The sequence below is a fragment of the Sulfitobacter sp. GN1-4 genome, assembly GCF_055693825.1.
Genome location: NZ_JBVFUQ010000003.1, coordinates 2244054 through 2259638 on the forward strand (window position 1 = coordinate 2244054; position 15585 = coordinate 2259638).

15 protein-coding genes, 1 tRNA gene and 3 pseudogenes are annotated in these 15585 nt (G+C 58.5%); 5 read left to right on the forward strand and 14 right to left on the reverse strand.

The window, feature by feature from the left end; genetic code table 11:
• Positions 1-77 precede the first annotated feature (77 nt).
• Both ACZ1HM_RS11615 and ACZ1HM_RS11620 read right to left on the reverse strand, forming a co-directional pair.
• Complete coding sequence (locus ACZ1HM_RS11615) at positions 78-1835, reverse strand: acyltransferase family protein (protein ID WP_472742917.1); 1758 nt, start codon at positions 1833-1835, stop codon at positions 78-80.
• Positions 1811-1996 (reverse strand): hypothetical protein, encoded by a 186-nt coding sequence (locus ACZ1HM_RS11620; protein ID WP_472742918.1) that lies wholly within the window; start codon positions 1994-1996, stop codon positions 1811-1813. Before ACZ1HM_RS11620 ends, ACZ1HM_RS11615 begins: the two co-directional genes overlap by 25 nt.
• A 308-nt stretch (positions 1997-2304) precedes the next feature.
• Between ACZ1HM_RS11620 and ACZ1HM_RS11625 the strand changes: the two genes are divergently transcribed.
• A complete protein-coding gene (locus ACZ1HM_RS11625; protein ID WP_472742919.1) occupies positions 2305-3171 on the forward strand; it encodes a class I SAM-dependent methyltransferase in 867 nt (288 codons plus the stop codon).
• 280 nt (positions 3172-3451) lie between these two features.
• Here the strand turns inward: ACZ1HM_RS11625 and ACZ1HM_RS11630 are convergent.
• The 11 genes and pseudogenes from ACZ1HM_RS11630 to iscR form a co-directional block, all read right to left on the reverse strand.
• Positions 3452-3528 (reverse strand) — tRNA-Arg (locus tag ACZ1HM_RS11630).
• A gap of 65 nt (positions 3529-3593) precedes the next feature.
• Positions 3594-4814, reverse strand: a complete 1221-nt coding sequence (locus ACZ1HM_RS11635) for a cysteine desulfurase (RefSeq protein ID WP_472742920.1) — start codon at positions 4812-4814, stop codon at positions 3594-3596.
• Positions 4815-4828: 14 nt separating this feature from the next.
• Positions 4829-5398 (reverse strand): Yip1 family protein, encoded by a 570-nt coding sequence (locus ACZ1HM_RS11640; protein WP_472742921.1) that lies wholly within the window; start codon positions 5396-5398, stop codon positions 4829-4831.
• Complete coding sequence (locus ACZ1HM_RS11645; RefSeq protein WP_472742922.1) at positions 5395-5880, reverse strand: YIP1 family protein; 486 nt, start codon at positions 5878-5880, stop codon at positions 5395-5397. Before ACZ1HM_RS11645 ends, ACZ1HM_RS11640 begins: the two co-directional genes overlap by 4 nt.
• A pseudogene (locus tag ACZ1HM_RS11650) lies at positions 5880-7147 on the reverse strand (SufB/SufD family protein). Before ACZ1HM_RS11650 ends, ACZ1HM_RS11645 begins: the two are co-directional and overlap by 1 nt.
• Before the next feature lie 20 nt (positions 7148-7167).
• Positions 7168-7923 (reverse strand): Fe-S cluster assembly ATPase SufC, encoded by a 756-nt coding sequence (sufC, locus tag ACZ1HM_RS11655; RefSeq protein ID WP_472742923.1) that lies wholly within the window; start codon positions 7921-7923, stop codon positions 7168-7170.
• 35 nt (positions 7924-7958) lie between these two features.
• The gene (locus ACZ1HM_RS11660) at positions 7959-8273 is read right to left on the reverse strand and encodes a heavy metal-binding domain-containing protein (RefSeq protein WP_472742924.1); all 315 of its coding nucleotides are present in this window, start codon (positions 8271-8273) and stop codon (positions 7959-7961) included.
• The gene (locus ACZ1HM_RS11665) at positions 8270-8470 is read right to left on the reverse strand and encodes a hypothetical protein (protein ID WP_472742925.1); all 201 of its coding nucleotides are present in this window, start codon (positions 8468-8470) and stop codon (positions 8270-8272) included. Before ACZ1HM_RS11665 ends, ACZ1HM_RS11660 begins: the two co-directional genes overlap by 4 nt.
• Complete coding sequence (sufB, locus tag ACZ1HM_RS11670) at positions 8470-10002, reverse strand: Fe-S cluster assembly protein SufB (protein WP_472742926.1); 1533 nt, start codon at positions 10000-10002, stop codon at positions 8470-8472. Before sufB ends, ACZ1HM_RS11665 begins: the two co-directional genes overlap by 1 nt.
• A 22-nt stretch (positions 10003-10024) precedes the next feature.
• Positions 10025-11134, reverse strand: coding sequence for a cysteine desulfurase family protein (locus tag ACZ1HM_RS11675; protein WP_472742927.1), 1110 nt, complete (start codon positions 11132-11134; stop codon positions 10025-10027).
• A 118-nt stretch (positions 11135-11252) separates the two neighbouring features.
• Positions 11253-11714 carry a Fe-S cluster assembly transcriptional regulator IscR gene (gene iscR / locus ACZ1HM_RS11680; protein ID WP_472742928.1) on the reverse strand — a complete coding sequence of 154 codons (462 nt, stop codon included), beginning with the start codon at positions 11712-11714 and terminating at the stop codon, positions 11253-11255.
• A gap of 165 nt (positions 11715-11879) precedes the next feature.
• Here iscR and ACZ1HM_RS11685 point away from each other — a divergent pair.
• The 4 genes and pseudogenes from ACZ1HM_RS11685 to ACZ1HM_RS11700 all read left to right on the forward strand — a co-directional run bounded on the left by ACZ1HM_RS11685 (position 11880) and on the right by ACZ1HM_RS11700 (position 14674).
• Positions 11880-12532, forward strand: a pseudogene (locus ACZ1HM_RS11685) (alpha/beta hydrolase).
• Positions 12532-12774 (forward strand): hypothetical protein, encoded by a 243-nt coding sequence (locus ACZ1HM_RS11690; protein WP_472742929.1) that lies wholly within the window; start codon positions 12532-12534, stop codon positions 12772-12774. The pseudogene ACZ1HM_RS11685 and the gene ACZ1HM_RS11690 overlap by 1 nt, the downstream one beginning before the upstream one ends.
• Positions 12767-13366, forward strand: coding sequence for an HD domain-containing protein (locus ACZ1HM_RS11695; RefSeq protein WP_472742930.1), 600 nt, complete (start codon positions 12767-12769; stop codon positions 13364-13366). Before ACZ1HM_RS11690 ends, ACZ1HM_RS11695 begins: the two co-directional genes overlap by 8 nt.
• Before the next feature lie 93 nt (positions 13367-13459).
• Positions 13460-14674 (forward strand): NADP-dependent isocitrate dehydrogenase, encoded by a 1215-nt coding sequence (locus ACZ1HM_RS11700; protein ID WP_472742931.1) that lies wholly within the window; start codon positions 13460-13462, stop codon positions 14672-14674.
• A 111-nt stretch (positions 14675-14785) separates the two neighbouring features.
• Here ACZ1HM_RS11700 and ACZ1HM_RS11705 read toward each other — a convergent pair.
• Positions 14786-15585 (reverse strand): annotated as a pseudogene (locus ACZ1HM_RS11705) (class II glutamine amidotransferase).

Consider the following 15585-nt stretch of genomic DNA (forward strand, 5'->3'; position numbering starts at 1 on the left):
CGGACTGCTCAGGATGCAACAGCCCTACGCGTCATGCTTTCCCTTAACAGACCTCACACCCGAACCGCCCAAACCGATCATTCAAACGCTGCCAGAACCGCACGCAGCTGGGGCGCGAGGCTTGCGGCGCCTTCGGTGTTTAGGTGATCGCGATCCCGAAACAAAAACACACCATTGCGCGCCGGACTGCAAAGCGGCGCATGCGCCGGACAAAAGTGATCAAAGGTTTCAAACACCCGCGTGTTGGGATGTTTGGCCGCCACAGATCTCAATCCCGCTGTCACCTCATCTATCACCGGCAAAAGATCACGCCGGAGCACGGCGCAGCTTTGCACATCATCAGGGGCGCAGGCCCGGATGTCTTCAAATTCAAACAACGGCGGTGGCCCGACCAACAGCAGGTTCACCCCCTCTTGGGCAAGCGTTTCCGCCAAGGCATCTACCAGATCAAACCACAATGGCAGATCAGGCAGCGCCCGAAACGGCTGTTCCCGGTAGAGATAGATCCGCGAAAGGACCACCACATCGCCTGCTGACCAATTGCTGCTGATGGTTTGAAACAGCGCCTCCCGCTGTGGAAACGGCTCCGCCTGGCTGACCGGATAGGTGGCCCCGACGCTTTCCACCAGGTGAAAACCCAGACCATCGGTCTGGTGCAGCGCCATCAACAGCGCCTGCAAATGCCCCGCGTGACTGTCCCCCATCGCCCATAGCGTGGGCAGCGGGCCTGCCTTGGGCGCGAATGTACAATCGCTAAACGTCTCATCCCGCAGCGGCCTGCCCTGACGGTCAATCACGCAAGTGGGGTTGTGCGGCAACCCGTGGCGCGGCAACGGCATTGATGCGGGACGCAATGCCGCCTCAAAGGGGGGTGTGGGGCGCAAATCTTGCGCCTCTTTCGCGGCGGCCACGATCACAATTGCGCCAAGGATGCCGCCCAGTCCAACAGCAACATGCCTTTTGCGTGGGACAGGTGTTGCCCACTGGCGCACCGGGTTTTCGATGAGATGGTACGAAAAGACAGCCATGCCAAACATGAACCCGGCTGTGACAAGGGGATTGGCCCACACGCTAAAGGGCGCAAGCAGAGCGAACGTCAACGCAGGCCAGTGCCAAAGATACAGGCTGTAAGATATCCGTCCGACATAGCGCAGCGGTGCGGCGCGCAGCAGCCCCAGCTGCCCCTGAGCTGTCCCACCAGACCAAACCAATCCACCAGCCAACAACGTCACCCCCGTATGCCGTACCAGCGCAGGGACATGGGGCACCACGAAGAGCAAGATCAGCCCGGCCCCCAAGACCCAGCGAAACGCCGGGTGCCCTATCAGCCCGCCCCCCGGTTCCCGCTGCGTCATCGCAAGCGCAAGCACAGCGCCCAGCCCGATCTGCCAGAACCGAAACGGAGTGAGGTAATAGGCCGCCATGGGTTGGCTGTTGCTGAGCACAGCAAAACAAAGCCAGGACAGCACGGACAGCGCAAAAATGACCCGCAACAGTGTCAGACGCGCGCCCCCGCGCAGGACGATCAGGCCAAAAAGGAACGGAAAGACGAGGTAAAACTGCTCTTCCACCCCCAAGGACCAGGTATGGGCAAAGGCGTTATAGCGAATGGAGGCGGCGAAATAATCCAGCTCTTGCGCGTAGATCAACAGGTTGGACAAACCAAAGAGCGCTGCAACCCCCGTTTGCAAAGATTGGGTCGGGGACGGATCAATCAGCACCAGGATCAGCCCGGTGCCCAACACACAAAACACCAGCGCCGGCAGGATGCGTTTTGCGCGCCGCAAAAAGAACGCCGCCGCCAGGCTTTTCAGATCGGCATCCCCGCGCCCCAAAAGCGATTGCGTGATGACAAAGCCCGAGATGACAAAAAAACATCAACGCCAAGATACCCGCCAGGCCAAAGATCTTCGCGGGCATGGCCAAGGATCACAGCAATCACGGCGATGGCGCGCAGGCCTTCAATGTCGGGCCGGAAAGAAGCAATCGTTTTCATGACTTAGGCCCAACAGTTTTTCAGACCTAGACTGGATAGAGGCTCCTGAGACGTGTTTGAAGCCATTTGTTCCTGATCTTTAGGTGTTGCGTTCAAGCGCCTTGATGACCTGTGATGATCCGGGCCTGATCCGCGATGGCGCTGAGCGCACTTTTTGACACGGATGCCGGTGCCCTTTTTCGGCGTAAATCACGCAATGCGTGGGATTTTCCATGTGACTTGCATTTGAAATCTGCTAGCACTTGCCGTCGAGTTAACTCTGTCGGTACCGGTATTAGGCTGACGCAATTTATGAGGGTGTGAAGCCAGTGGGAAACGCCAAAACGCAAAAGGCCATTGATGCAGTTAAATGGTTTCATTCGATTGATCTTGGAGACGGTAACGTCACACCCGGATACAAATCTGAACACATCCTTGCGTCAGAAGCGGATCTGTTCTTCAAAAACGAAGTAAAGGGCAAGAGCTTTCTGGATATCGGATCGTGGGACGGTTTCTTTTCCTTTGAAGCAGAGCGCCGGGGCGCGAAATCCGTGATGTCGACGGATTATTATTGCTGGGATGGCCCAGGCTGGGGCACCAAAGAAGGCTATGACCTGGCCCATTCCATCTTGGGGTCCAAATGCCAGTCAAAGTCGCGCGACGTTTTTGACCTGGACCCAGAAGATCTGGGAACCTTCGACACCGTGCTTTTCCTTGGTGTTCTGTATCATCTCAAAGACCCGATTGGCGGGTTTGAGCGCGCCGCCGCCATGTCACATGATCACATCATTGTCGAAACGGTCACGGCCTATAATGAAATCACCGACCCCGTGTTTCGCTACTATCCCGGCGACACGTTGAACAAAGACGCCACGAACTTTTTCGCCCAAAACACCGCCGCTCTTGAGGCCATGCTGAAAGAGGCGGGGTTCCCACGGGTTGAGATCTACGAAAGCTCCTTTTTGCCAGACGGTTCTTTGGCGCCAAAGCCACCAACCCTTCAGGACGGGCAGCTCTGCGAAGGACTGACGCGGCATGTCGCCATGGGCTGGCGGACGCCGGTCGCAGTTGAAGAAGAAAAGAGTGAGACAAAAGCTCTCGAAGAGCGCCTTGCTGAGGTGACGCGGGAACGTGATCACGCCCGCCGTTACCCCTGGAAGTACATGGGCGAAGCCTATCGCGCGCGCCGCAAGTGATGGGCCTGCCCTTTTCTAGGGGCGCGCTTTCCTAAGCCGGTCTGTGGGTCGCGGCGTTATGGTCGCGGCTCTGTTGCCATTGAAGAAGGCAATCCATCCGCGCCGAAAAGGGGCACAAAGCTGGATGGTTGTGTGCCAATCCTCTGCGGCGGAGCCTGCAAGGCGGTTCGGGAAAGACATCTGGGCATCATTTGACATAGGGCATGTAACGCACCCCTCGTGCCGCTGCGAGACGACGAGGTCATTCTGTTACGCGTATCAAATAACCCAAATCAAAAAATGGCGGACCCTAGAGGATTCGAACCTCTGGCCTCTGCCTTCGGAGGGCAGCGCTCTATCCAGCTGAGCTAAGGGTCCCTGCCCTCCCTATACATAAGCCCCCGCACCCCCGCAATGGGGTGCGATGCGCTTACCGGGTCAGATCACGCAAAAAGCTCATGCGCCAGTTCCAGCGCATCCACCAAGGTATCAACCTCAGCCTCGGTGTTATAAAGCCCCATGGAGGCCCGGCAGGTGGCTGTCACCCCCAGATGATCCATCAGCGGCCCGGCACAGTGATGGCCCGCCCGCACGGCAACACCGCGTTTATCAAGGATGGTTGAAATATCGTGGGCATGCGCCGCCCCATCCAGCGTAAAGCTGAAAATAGCACCTTTGTCAGGTGTGGTGCCCTGCACCTGCAGCCAGTTCAGCCCGCCAAGTTTGGCAACCGCATAGTCCCGCAGCCGGTTTTCATGCGCAGCGATGTTATCCATCCCCAAGGACATCATATACTCCAGCGCCACGCCCAAACCGATGGTCTGAACGATGCCAGGCGTGCCTGCCTCAAACATCATTGGTGGGTCGTTATAGATGACCTCATCCTTGGCCACCTCTTTTATCATATCGCCGCCACCCATAAACGGGCGCATCTCTTTCATGCGGTCCGCTTTGATAAAGATCGCGCCTGAGCCCGAGGGCCCATAAAGCTTGTGCCCGGTAATGGCGTAGAAGTCACAGCCAAGGTCCTGCACGTCCACCGGCATATGCACCGCGGCCTGAGAGCCATCGACCAGCACAGCAACCCCCTGCGCATGGGCGGCGTCAGTGATGGCTTTCACGTCGACCTTTGTGCCCAACACATTGGACAGCTGCGTGATCGCGATCAGCTTGGTCTTGGGGGTGATCGCATCAATCACCGCTTGCGGATCCAGCGCACCGGTGCTGTCCACATCGACCCATTTCAGAACCACACCTTGGCGTTCCCGCAGAAAATGCCAGGGCACGATATTGGCGTGGTGTTCCATCACAGACAGGATGATCTCATCACCTGCTTGCATCCGGGGCATGGCCCAGCCGTAAGCGACGGTATTGATGCCTTCGGTCGTGCCAGAGTTGAACACGATCTCATCTTCGTGCCCTGCATTCAGGAATTTGGCGACAGTGCCGCGCACCGCCTCATATTTGTCAGTGGCCAGGTTGGACAGGTAATGCAGCCCGCGATGCACATTGGCATATTCCTGGGCATAGGCCTGGGTAACCGCGTCAATCACCACCTGCGGCTTTTGCGCAGAGGCCCCATTGTCGAGGTACACCAATGGCTTTCCGTTCACCTCACGGCTGAGAATGGGGAAATCGGCGCGTATCTTGTCGATGTCATACATCCGCCAACGGCTCCTTAAACGAGGCCCCCGATCAGGGCGGTGAGAATTCCGAGCCCCAAGATGAGGCCAACAAAAGAAACAGCCAGCACGGCAAGCGCATGCCAAGGGGTGCTTAGGTTCAGGGCCGTCGACAGGAAGTTCATGAAAATCCAAAACCCCCAAACCGCCACTGCAAGAGATAGTAATGCCCCAAGACCCGGCAAAGCCAAAGAGACCAAGATGACGCAGACCTGCGCTAAGGCGCGCAGGACCTGAAACCAAACCACGACAGCCAGCACATCCGTCAGCGTGCCGTCCCCTCCGATGGCCTTGCCTGACCAATACATCGCGTGGACGTAGACAACCGTCAGCCCCGCGATCAGAACGAAAAGCGCCAGCGGCCGGTCAAAATACCCCGGCAGCGGCACCGGCGTGGAGGACGAGCTGACCATCAAGAACACCAAAAACGTGTTGATGATCGCGGCCAGCGCCAGCGCCGTCCACAGAATGTCACGTGTCAGGCCCATATCCAGCACGCGCCGTGCGGCCACGCCGGGCGCACGGATGCTTTCTTGGACAAGGGGGACAAACAGCTGCTGCATCATACGTCGGCCTGACTAGCAGCATGCAATCCCGCGAACCAGAACCAAAAGAAAGCGACGCACCAGACAATGCCCACAAGAGACAGCTCAACCCCCGGCCCCACGAAACCCGCCGTCAGCCCCCAAAGCAGCACCAGCGGGCTGGCCGCCAGGAAAGCCCAGAAAAGCGCCATGCGGGCACCAAAACTGCTGAGGTTGCTGCGCAGCGCCTTGCCAATCAGCAGCGTCACGCCGGCCAGAAGATAAAGCAGCAAAGGTGCGATAAAGATCAGCGCCATCAGCGACGCCCCGATCAGCATGCTCAGGTCTTCGCCGGTTTCAAACGCCTGACGCGCCAGTCGGGGCGTTTGCCCGACAAAGACCAACAGACAACCGATCATAAGGTAGATGAGCGCGCGGTCCTCCCGCACGCCCTGGGCCAGCAACCTGCGCATGACCTTGCCGGGCCCCCGATAGGTGGCCACGATATCCCGTGTCGCTGACATCAGCCGCGGCGTCGGGCCAGCCAGGCTTCGAGCCGCACCAAAATTTGATCGCGCAGTTCTGCATCCTCAATCTCTTCCACGGCCTCAGCCAGGAAAGACAGGGTCAGCATGTCTGTCGCCACCGCGTGGGGCACCCCGCGCGCGCGCAGATAGAACAGCGCATCTTCGTCAATCGCACCAGAGGTTGAGCCATGAGAGCAGGCGACATCATCGGCGTAGATCTCAAGCTCAGGCTTGGCCAGGAACTGGCTGTCCTCATCCAGCAAAAGGCTCTGGCTGATCTGATAGCCGTCGGTCTTCTGCGCACCCTCTTTCACCAGGATTTTGCCCTGGAACACGCCAACGGCACCGTTGCGCAGGACCTTTTTGAACACCTGACGGCTTTCACAATTCACCGCATCATGGGTGATGAAAACAGTGTCATCATGGTGGAACGTGCCAAAGTTGCCGTCACCGACACAAGCGCCAGCGATGTGCGCCTGCGCGTCATCGCCCGTCAGTTCAATCACTGCCTCATTACGGGTCAGCACGCCATTCACGGTCAAAGTGAAGGATTTGAACTGCGATTCCGTGCCGAGACGCGCGAACACGTGGGTCACTGCGCGCCGCTCATGATCGCGTCCTTGCGTGCGCACGTGGTGGAAGGCAGCCCCGTCTGCCACGTCAATCTCCATCACCTTGTTAAACCGAGCGGCGGCGGGGCCGTTTTCAAGGATGGTCAGATCGGCACCGGCATCAAGCTTGATGCAATGATGAAGGATCGCGTCCGAAGTCTCTGATGAATGGTGATAAATCAGACTAATCGGCTTGCTCACCTTGCCGGTCGCATGCACTAAAATCCCGTCCGTGGCGCAGGCGGTGTTCAGCGCAGCAAATGGACGCTCAACCGGGTTTTGCCCGCGCGCTTCCAGCACACCGTAGACATCGCGCGCCCAGTGCAGATCGCTTTCTGCAGTGGCAAGCCGTTCGATGGTGACACCTTCCAGGCTCAGATCATCTGAGGCATCGGCATCAAACACGCCATCCACAAAGACAATTTTCAGGCGGTCCGCCTCGTGAAAGGGGAGAGCTCATCATGTTCAAACACCGCTGCCTGGGGCGCATTGGGCTGCACCAGCGTGTCGGGCCGGGTGAATTTCCAGTATTCATCGCGCCGGTCTGGCAGGCCCATGGCCCGCAAACGCGTCAAAGCATCTTCACGCGCGGCTTTGGACCAGCCTTTGGCGGCAACTTCACGGCCCGCGATCATCGCCTCAACCGGCGACATATCCGTGGCAAGCTCTGCCATTACGCCACCTCTGCCAGGATGTCGGAGTATCCGTTGTTTTCGACCTCAAGCGCCAGCTCTGGCCCGCCGGTTTTGACGATGCGACCATTGGCCATGATGTGCACGACGTCGGGTTTGATGTGATCCAACAGACGCTGGTAATGGGTGATCACCAGAAACCCGCGCCCTTCGCTGCGCAGCGCGTTCACGCCTTCGGCAACCAGCTTCATCGCATCTACGTCCAGGCCGGAGTCTGTTTCATCCAGGATGCACATCTTGGGCTCAAGCATGGCCATCTGCAGGATTTCGTTGCGCTTCTTTTCACCGCCCGAAAAGCCCATGTTGACGGGGCGTTTCAGCATGTCAGCATCAATTTTCAGATCTTTCGCCTTCGCGCGCACCACCTTGAGAAACTCCGCCGCCGACATCTCTTCTTCGCCGCGCGCCTTGCGCTGTGCGTTCACAGCCGTGCGCAGGAAGGTCATGTTGCCCACGCCGGGGATCTCCACCGGGTATTGGAACGCCAAAAACAGGCCCGCCGCGGCGCGCTCTTCTGGCTCCAGCTCCAGCAGATCTTCGCCTTCAAGCGTGGCACCACCGTCTGTGACCTCATAGCCATCCTTGCCCGACAGCACATAAGACAGCGTCGACTTACCAGAGCCGTTTGGCCCCATGATCGCATGGACTTTGCCCGCCTCAACCTCCAGGTCGACGCCTTTGAGGATCTGCTTATCCTCTTCTTCCAGTTGCACGTGCAAGTTCTTGATGCTCAGCATAGTTTCATTCCTTCTCAGCGCCTTAGCGCACAAACTTAATCTAGTGTGACAGCGGTGCCCGACACTGAAACCATCAGCATAGAGTCGCCCACCACCTCATAATCAATATCCACGCCAACCACGGCGTTGGCCCCCATCGCGCGGGCCTCATCCTCAAGCTCGGCCATCGCGGTCTGCCGCGCCTCGCGCAGCTTTGTCTCATACTGGCCTGACCGGCCCCCAACGATGTCGGTCACCTGGGCAAAGAAATCACGCACGATGTTCGCACCCATAATCGCCTCGCCCACAACGATGCCGTGATAGCTGCGAATGGGCCGCCCTTCGATGGTATTGGTCGTGGTGACAATCATTCCGGATCATCCTTCCGCAAGATGATCGGTGCCACTTTGACCAACGCATAGACCATCGCAAAGATCGCTGTCTTAAAGCCCGTCGCAAACAGCGTTTCCGCATTCAGCGAAGAGCCGCGCAGAAACAGCTCAAACCCCAGCATCAGCAGGAAAAACACCGCCGTGGCGACAAAAATCGTGCTGGCAACCTGTTGCATCAGCCTACAGAGCCTTCCAGCGAAATCGCCACCAGCGCTTGCGCTTCCATGGCAAACTCCATCGGCAGCGCCTGCAGCACGTCCTTGCAGAACCCGTTGACCACCAGCGCCACGGCCTCTTCCTCATCCATCCCGCGCGAGCGGCAGTAGAACATCTGATCGTCGTCCACCTTTGAGGTGGTCGCCTCATGCTCTACCCGAGATGAGTTATTCTTGACCTCAATGTAGGGCACCGTGTGCGCCCCGCATTTGTCGCCAATCAACAGGCTGTCGCACTGCGTATAGTTGCGCGATTCCTTGGCCTTAGGGTGCATCGACACCAGGCCACGATAGGTGTTCTGCGCCTTGCCCGCGCTGATGCCCTTGGAGACGATCCGCGATTTTGTGCGCTTGCCCAGGTGCACCATCTTGGTGCCCGTGTCGGCCTGCTGCATGTTGTTGGCGATGGCGATGGAGTAAAACTCGCCCTGGCTGTCGTCGCCGCGCAGGATGCAGCTTGGGTATTTCCAGGTCACAGCTGACCCGGTTTCCACCTGCGTCCACATCACCTTGGCCCGGTCGCCCCGGCAATCGGCGCGCTTGGTCACGAAGTTATAGATGCCCCCTTTGCCGTCCTCATCCCCGGGATACCAGTTCTGAACGGTGGAGTATTTCACCTCAGCGTCTTCCTCGATGATGATCTCGACAACAGCGGCGTGCAGTTGGCTTTCGTCCCGCTGGGGCGCGGTGCACCCTTCGAGGTAGGACACATAAGACCCCTTGTCCGCGATGATCAGCGTGCGTTCAAACTGGCCGGTGTTTTCAGCATTGATGCGGAAATACGTGGACAGCTCCATTGGGCAGCGCACGCCGGGCGGCACATAGACAAACGACCCGTCAGAGAAGACCGCAGAGTTCAACGTCGCGTAGAAGTTGTCAGAGACGGGCACGACAGAGCCGAGGTATTTCTTCACCAGCTCAGGATGTTCTTTGATCGCCTCTGAAATGGAGCAAAAGATCACACCGGCCTTCTTCAGCTCTTCCTGAAAGGTCGTGCCAACGGAAACGGAATCAAACACCGCGTCCACAGCCACCTTGCGGCCCTCAGCGGGCATGTCTTCGGCACCTTCGACGCCGGCCAGGATCATCTGCTCTTTCAGCGGGATGCCCAGCTTGTCGTAGGTGGCCAGCAATTTGGGGTCGACCTCATCCAATGACTTTGGCTTGACCGCCATGCTTTTTGGACGGGCATAGTAATACTGATCCTGAAAATCGATCTCAGGGTAGTCGACCATCGCCCAATCAGGCTCTTCTTTGGTCAACCACCGCTCATAGGCTTCCAGACGCCAATCGGTCATCCACTGCGGCTCTTCGTTCTTTTCAGAAATCAGGCGCACGATGTCCGGGGTCAGGCCCTTGGGGGCATATTCCATCTCAATGTCGGTGGACCAGCCATGCTTGTACTTGCCCCCAACTTCGCGGACCGCATCAACCGTTTCCTGGTCAACACCTTCTTTTACTTTGTCTTCTTTGACCGCCGTTGTGTCCAACATCTCGTCCCCTCTTCTGCGCCGTTCAAGCTGAACGTGCCGCGTGTTTGTCCCGTTTTGCCCGCCAAGCATCCGCAAAGCGCAAAACGTCGTCCTTCGTTGTCTCTAGACCCAATGAGATGCGGATCGCGCAACTCGCCTGGGCCTCTGAATACCCCATCGCCAGCAACACGGTGCTGGCCTTGACCTTGCCGCTGGAGCAGGCCGACCCCGCCGAAATGGCGAAACCCGACAGGTCCATCTGCATCACCTGCGTCTCGCCCTTCCAGCCTTCGGCAATCAGGCAAGACGTGTTTGGCAGCCGCTGCGCGTCATACCCAACAAAAATAGTCTTATTCGCGCCCGCCTCAAGACTTATTTCTAGAATATTTCTAAGTTCCGCAACGGCGTCCCAGCGGCCCGCGGCCACATCTTGCGCAGCAGCCTCTGCAGCGGCCCCAAATCCGGCAATCCCGATGATGTTTTCGGTACCAGAGCGGCGGTTCATCTCTTGCCCGCCACCGCGCAGGATTGGCGCAGGATCCTCAGGGGTGAAGTTGATCAGCGCGCCCACACCCTTCGGTCCGCCCAGCTTGTGGGCAGATAGGATGGCATAGGCTGGTCGCTCAGGCCCCTCAAAATGCACGGGCATCTTGCCTGCCATCTGCGTGATGTCTGCCACCACGGCCTGCCCGGCACCTGCGCGGGCACAAACCTGCGCGCGGGGCAGCATCATGCCGGTTTCGCTGTTGGCCGCTGAAATCGCCAATAAAACAGGGGCATCTGACAGAGTTTGCAAACCCGCTTCGTCAAATTTGCAATTTGCATCGTAGAGTGACGGCAGTGCCAGATCGCTCCAAACCCGCAGACAATCATGCTCCGTTGGCAAAGCGCCAAAGCCCCCGCCATGCTGTTCCTTTTGCGCCGCCGCCAACGCCGCAGCTTCGGTGGCGCTGCTGGTGAAAATCACTTGTTGCGGCGTGCATCCGACCAAGGCTGCCACCTGCGCCCGTGCCCGCTCAACCACGCCCTTGGCCGCGCGCCCTTCGGCGTGCACGGACGATGGGTTGCCGACAATATCCATTGCCGCAGCCATCGCGCTGCGGGCCTCCGCCCGCAAAGGCGTGGTGGCATTGTGATCAAGATAGGTTCTCATGTCCTGTGCCGGACCTCAGACTGCGCAAAGCAAACCGTTCGTGCGGCAATACCCCGCTGGTCACGCCCAGAGGACACCGCGCGCCCAAGGCCGGCCTTAAATGCCGCCATAAATCCGCTCACGCCTCGTCCACCACATCAAAGAGGTTTGGCACCGCGGGACAGGGAGCAAGCTCATTCTCAATCACATCTGACAGGCGCGTCTGGTGGAGGAACACATAAACATGCGCGCTCAACCCCTCCCACAATCGGTTTGTCAGCGATTGCGCGCGGCTGCCAGACGCCGCACCAGAGGCCCCTGCCCCTTTGTGCATCGCATCCACCGTCTCATCCACCGCGCCCAGAACATCCGCGATGCGAATTTCCGACGCGGGCCGCGACAACCGGTACCCACCACCCGGCCCCCGGACCGAGTTCACCAGCTCCGCGCGCCGCAGCTTCACGAACAGCTGCTCCAGATAGGGCAGTGAAATCGACTGGCGCCGGGAAATTTCGCCCAAGGTGACCAACTGATCGGCAGGTTGCAGCGCGATATCGGCCAAAGCGACCATGGCATAGCGCCCTTTGGTGGAAAGCTTCATGTCATCCCCTCCCGAAAGCGTCGCGTTGATTGACGTCCGTGCGTGATCCGCTTAAACCGACTTTTCAACCCGTGAGACACGGGCACCAAGATTAGAACCGTTCTAAAGATCAGGGTGAGAGACGTCAACTCTCAACTGAGCTTGGAGCTTCAGACAGGGATACCCATGCCAGAGGTCATTTTCCCCGGACCAGAAGGCCGCCTTGAAGGCCGCTATCACCCCCAAAAAGAACGTGACGCCCCGATCGCCATTGTGTTGCATCCGCATCCACAATTCGGTGGCACGATGAACCACAAAGTGGTCTATAACTTGCATTACGCCTTTTATAACATGGGCTTCACCGTACTGCGGTTCAATTTCCGCGGCGTCGGGCGCAGCCAGGGCGAATACGATCAGGGCATCGGAGAGCTAAGCGACGCGGCAAGCGCGCTGGATTATCTGCAGTCCATGAACAACAACTCCAAGCATTGCTGGGTCGCTGGGTTTTCCTTTGGCGCTGGATCGGGATGCAGTTGTTGATGCGCCGCCCAGAGATCACCGGCTTCATCTCAGTCTCACCGCCTGCGAATATGTATGACTTCAGCTTCCTGGCACCCTGCCCGTCATCGGGGTTGATCATCAACGGCACCGCCGACCGTGTAGCACCGCCTGCCGATACCGTGAACCTGGTCAACAAGCTGCATGAGCAAAAGGGCATCACCATCACCCATGAAGAGGTGGAAGGTGCCGGGCATTTCTTTGAAGAGCCGCACATGGACACGTTGATCGACACGACCACCGATTACGTCAAACGCCGCCTGACTGAGAACACGCGCTGATGGCCGATCCCGTTGTCACAGAGATGGCCAACAAACTAGCCGAAGAATGTCTGGCCGTGCAGGCAGAAACCGGGCAAGACCGGCTGTTCATGAAACTGGGAGAGGTCCTTGGGGCCTCTTCTCAGACGCTGGAAGAGGCGTTTTTGACCGCCGTGCGCACCCGAATGGCCAACGACAACGGGCGCAAGTTTCTGGCACAGTCCTTGGCCAATCACCGCGCGCAGGCCGCCAAAGGTGAGTGAGACCGCAGAGACGCGGCTGGATCGACAGATCGCGTTTCTGGTGGAGGCCGACAAGCTAAAGTCGGTCATCCGCGCCACGGAACTGTGCGACAATTCACGGTATGAAAATTCGGCTGAACATTCCTGGCATCTGACGCTCTATGCCATGGTTCTGGCCGATCAAGCGGGACCAGAGGTGGACGTCACCCGCGTCATCAAGATGTTGATCCTGCACGATCTGGTAGAGATCGACGCCGGCGACAACCCGATCTTTGCTGAGTTGGATCACGCCGCCATCGCCGCACAGGAGCAGGCCGCCGCAGACCGCATCTTTGGCCTGCTGCCAGATGAGCTGAACACCGCGTTTCGCGCCATCTGGGAAGAGTTTGAAGCCGCCGAGACACCCACCGCGCAATTTGCAAAATCGCTCGACCGGTTCCAGCCGCCGATGCAAAACTTGCAATCGGGCGGCGGCAGCTGGACCGACTTTGACGTGACAGAGCAACAGATCCACGACCGAGTTGGCGCCAAAATCGCCATCGGCGCACCGGCTCTCTGGACTTACGCCAAGGCCCGCATCGCTGCTTTTTTCGCCACGCGGGCGGTAAAGTGAGATAAATCGGCATACCGTTGTATACCGTCTTCCCCTTTGCATCCAGATAGGCTACACGCGGGCCAACACCAGCCACAAGCGAAGGAAAGCCTCATGACCAAGATCAAGGTTGAAAACCCGGTCGTCGAACTCGACGGCGATGAAATGACCCGTATCATCTGGGACTTCATCAAGAAAAAGCTGATCCTGCCCTATCTCGACATTGACCTGAAGTACTACGACCTGGGCATTGAGGCCCGCGATGAAACCGATGACCAGATCACCATCGATTCCGCGGAAGCCATCAAGAAATACGGCGTCGGCGTCAAATGTGCGACCATCACACCTGATGAGGCGCGCGTCGAAGAATTTGGCCTGAAAAAGATGTGGCGCTCGCCCAATGGCACCATCCGCAACATTCTGGGCGGCGTGGTTTTCCGCCAGCCGATCATCTGCCAAAACGTACCGCGCCTGGTGCCCGGTTGGACCCAGCCCATCGTCATCGGCCGCCACGCCTTTGGCGACCAGTACCGCGCCACGGACATGAAATTCCCAGGGCCTGGCAAGCTGACCATGAAGTTTGTCGGCGAAGACGGCACTGTGGATGAGCGCGAGGTGTTTGATGCGCCTGCGGCTGGCATCTACATGGGCATGTATAACCTCGATGCCTCCATCATCGACTTTGCCCGCGCTTCCATGAACTATGGTCTGAACCTGGGCTGGCCGGTCTATCTGTCCACCAAGAACACGATCCTCAAGCAATATGATGGCCGCTTCCTGGAGCTGTTCCAGCAGGTCTATGAGGAAGAGTTCGAAGAGAAGTTCAAAGCCGCAGGCATCCACTACGAACACCGCCTGATCGACGATATGGTCGCTTGCGCGATGAAGTGGAACGGCGGCTTTGTCTGGGCCTGTAAGAACTACGACGGTGACGTCCAATCCGACACGGTTGCACAAGGCTTTGGCTCGCTTGGTCTGATGACCTCTCAGTTGATGACACCCGATGGCAAGATCGTGGAGGCCGAGGCCGCGCATGGCACTGTGACCCGTCACTACCGTCAGCACCAGAAGGGCGAAGAGACCTCCACCAACTCCATCGCCTCGATCTATGCCTGGACCGGCGGTCTGAAGCACCGCGCCAAGCTGGATGACAACGCACCGCTGATGAACTTTGCCGAAACGCTGGAACGGGTGATCGTGGAAACGGTTGAAAGCGGCTCCATGACCAAAGACCTGGCGCTGCTTGTTGGCCCTGATCAGAAGTGGCTGACCACCATGGGCTTCTTGGAAAAAGTGGATGAGAACCTGAACAAAGCGCTGGCTGGGTAATTCAGCCGCACTGCGGGACCAAGGGCAGTTTCTTAAGCGACACCTTTGGCCAAAAGAAAATAGGGGCCGCGCCTATTGCGCGGCCCCTTTTTATTGCGAAGCGGTGGCGCGTCAGGCCGCGGCCTCCACGATCATGTCACCGGGGGCAAAGGGCGAAATCTCAACCCCTTCGGGGGTAAAGCGGCAAAAGCTGCCCTTGGGGACTTCCTTCCAATCCTGCTCTGGCGTTTCAAAGGGTTCAGAGACCACCGACCAGCCTTTGGCCCGCACGTCCCACCGATAATAAAGCGACGGGGCCAATGCATCGCTGGCATAGCGCACAGCGAAAAGGTTTTGCCCGTCAGAAAGGGCCGCTGCCATGCGGATGTGGGGGGCCGCCCCCGTTGCCGGGACGCGGCTTCAAGCTCAGCCACCGCTTTAGCCAGTGCCGCCTGCGGTGCCGCATTCAGATCATAGCCACAGGCCAGCAGAAACAACGCCTCACTGTCCGTCGCCCCTTTGCGGTGGGCATAAAGGGCGTCCGAGATCATCATATCAACCGCTTTGCGAAACTGCTCAAACCCGCCGACCTGACCGTTGTGCATGAAGCTCCAGTTCTCCCACACGAAGGGGTGGCAGTTGTTGCGGCTGGTCGCTGTCCCGGTTGAGGCGCGCACATGCGCCATGAAAAGCCCCGAACGCACTTGTTCTGCCAGGGCGCGCAGATTGGGATCCGACCAGGCGGGATAGACATCACGGTAAAGACCGGGCGTGGGACGGTGATCATACCAGGCCAGCCCGAACCCATCGGCATTGATGGCGGTCTTGCACTCAGTGGCATCGCGCGCCTGATGCACCAAGGAATGCTGCGGGTCTGTGATGATCTCGCTCAGAAAGATCGGCATGCCTTGCCAGGCGGCCCAACGGCACAT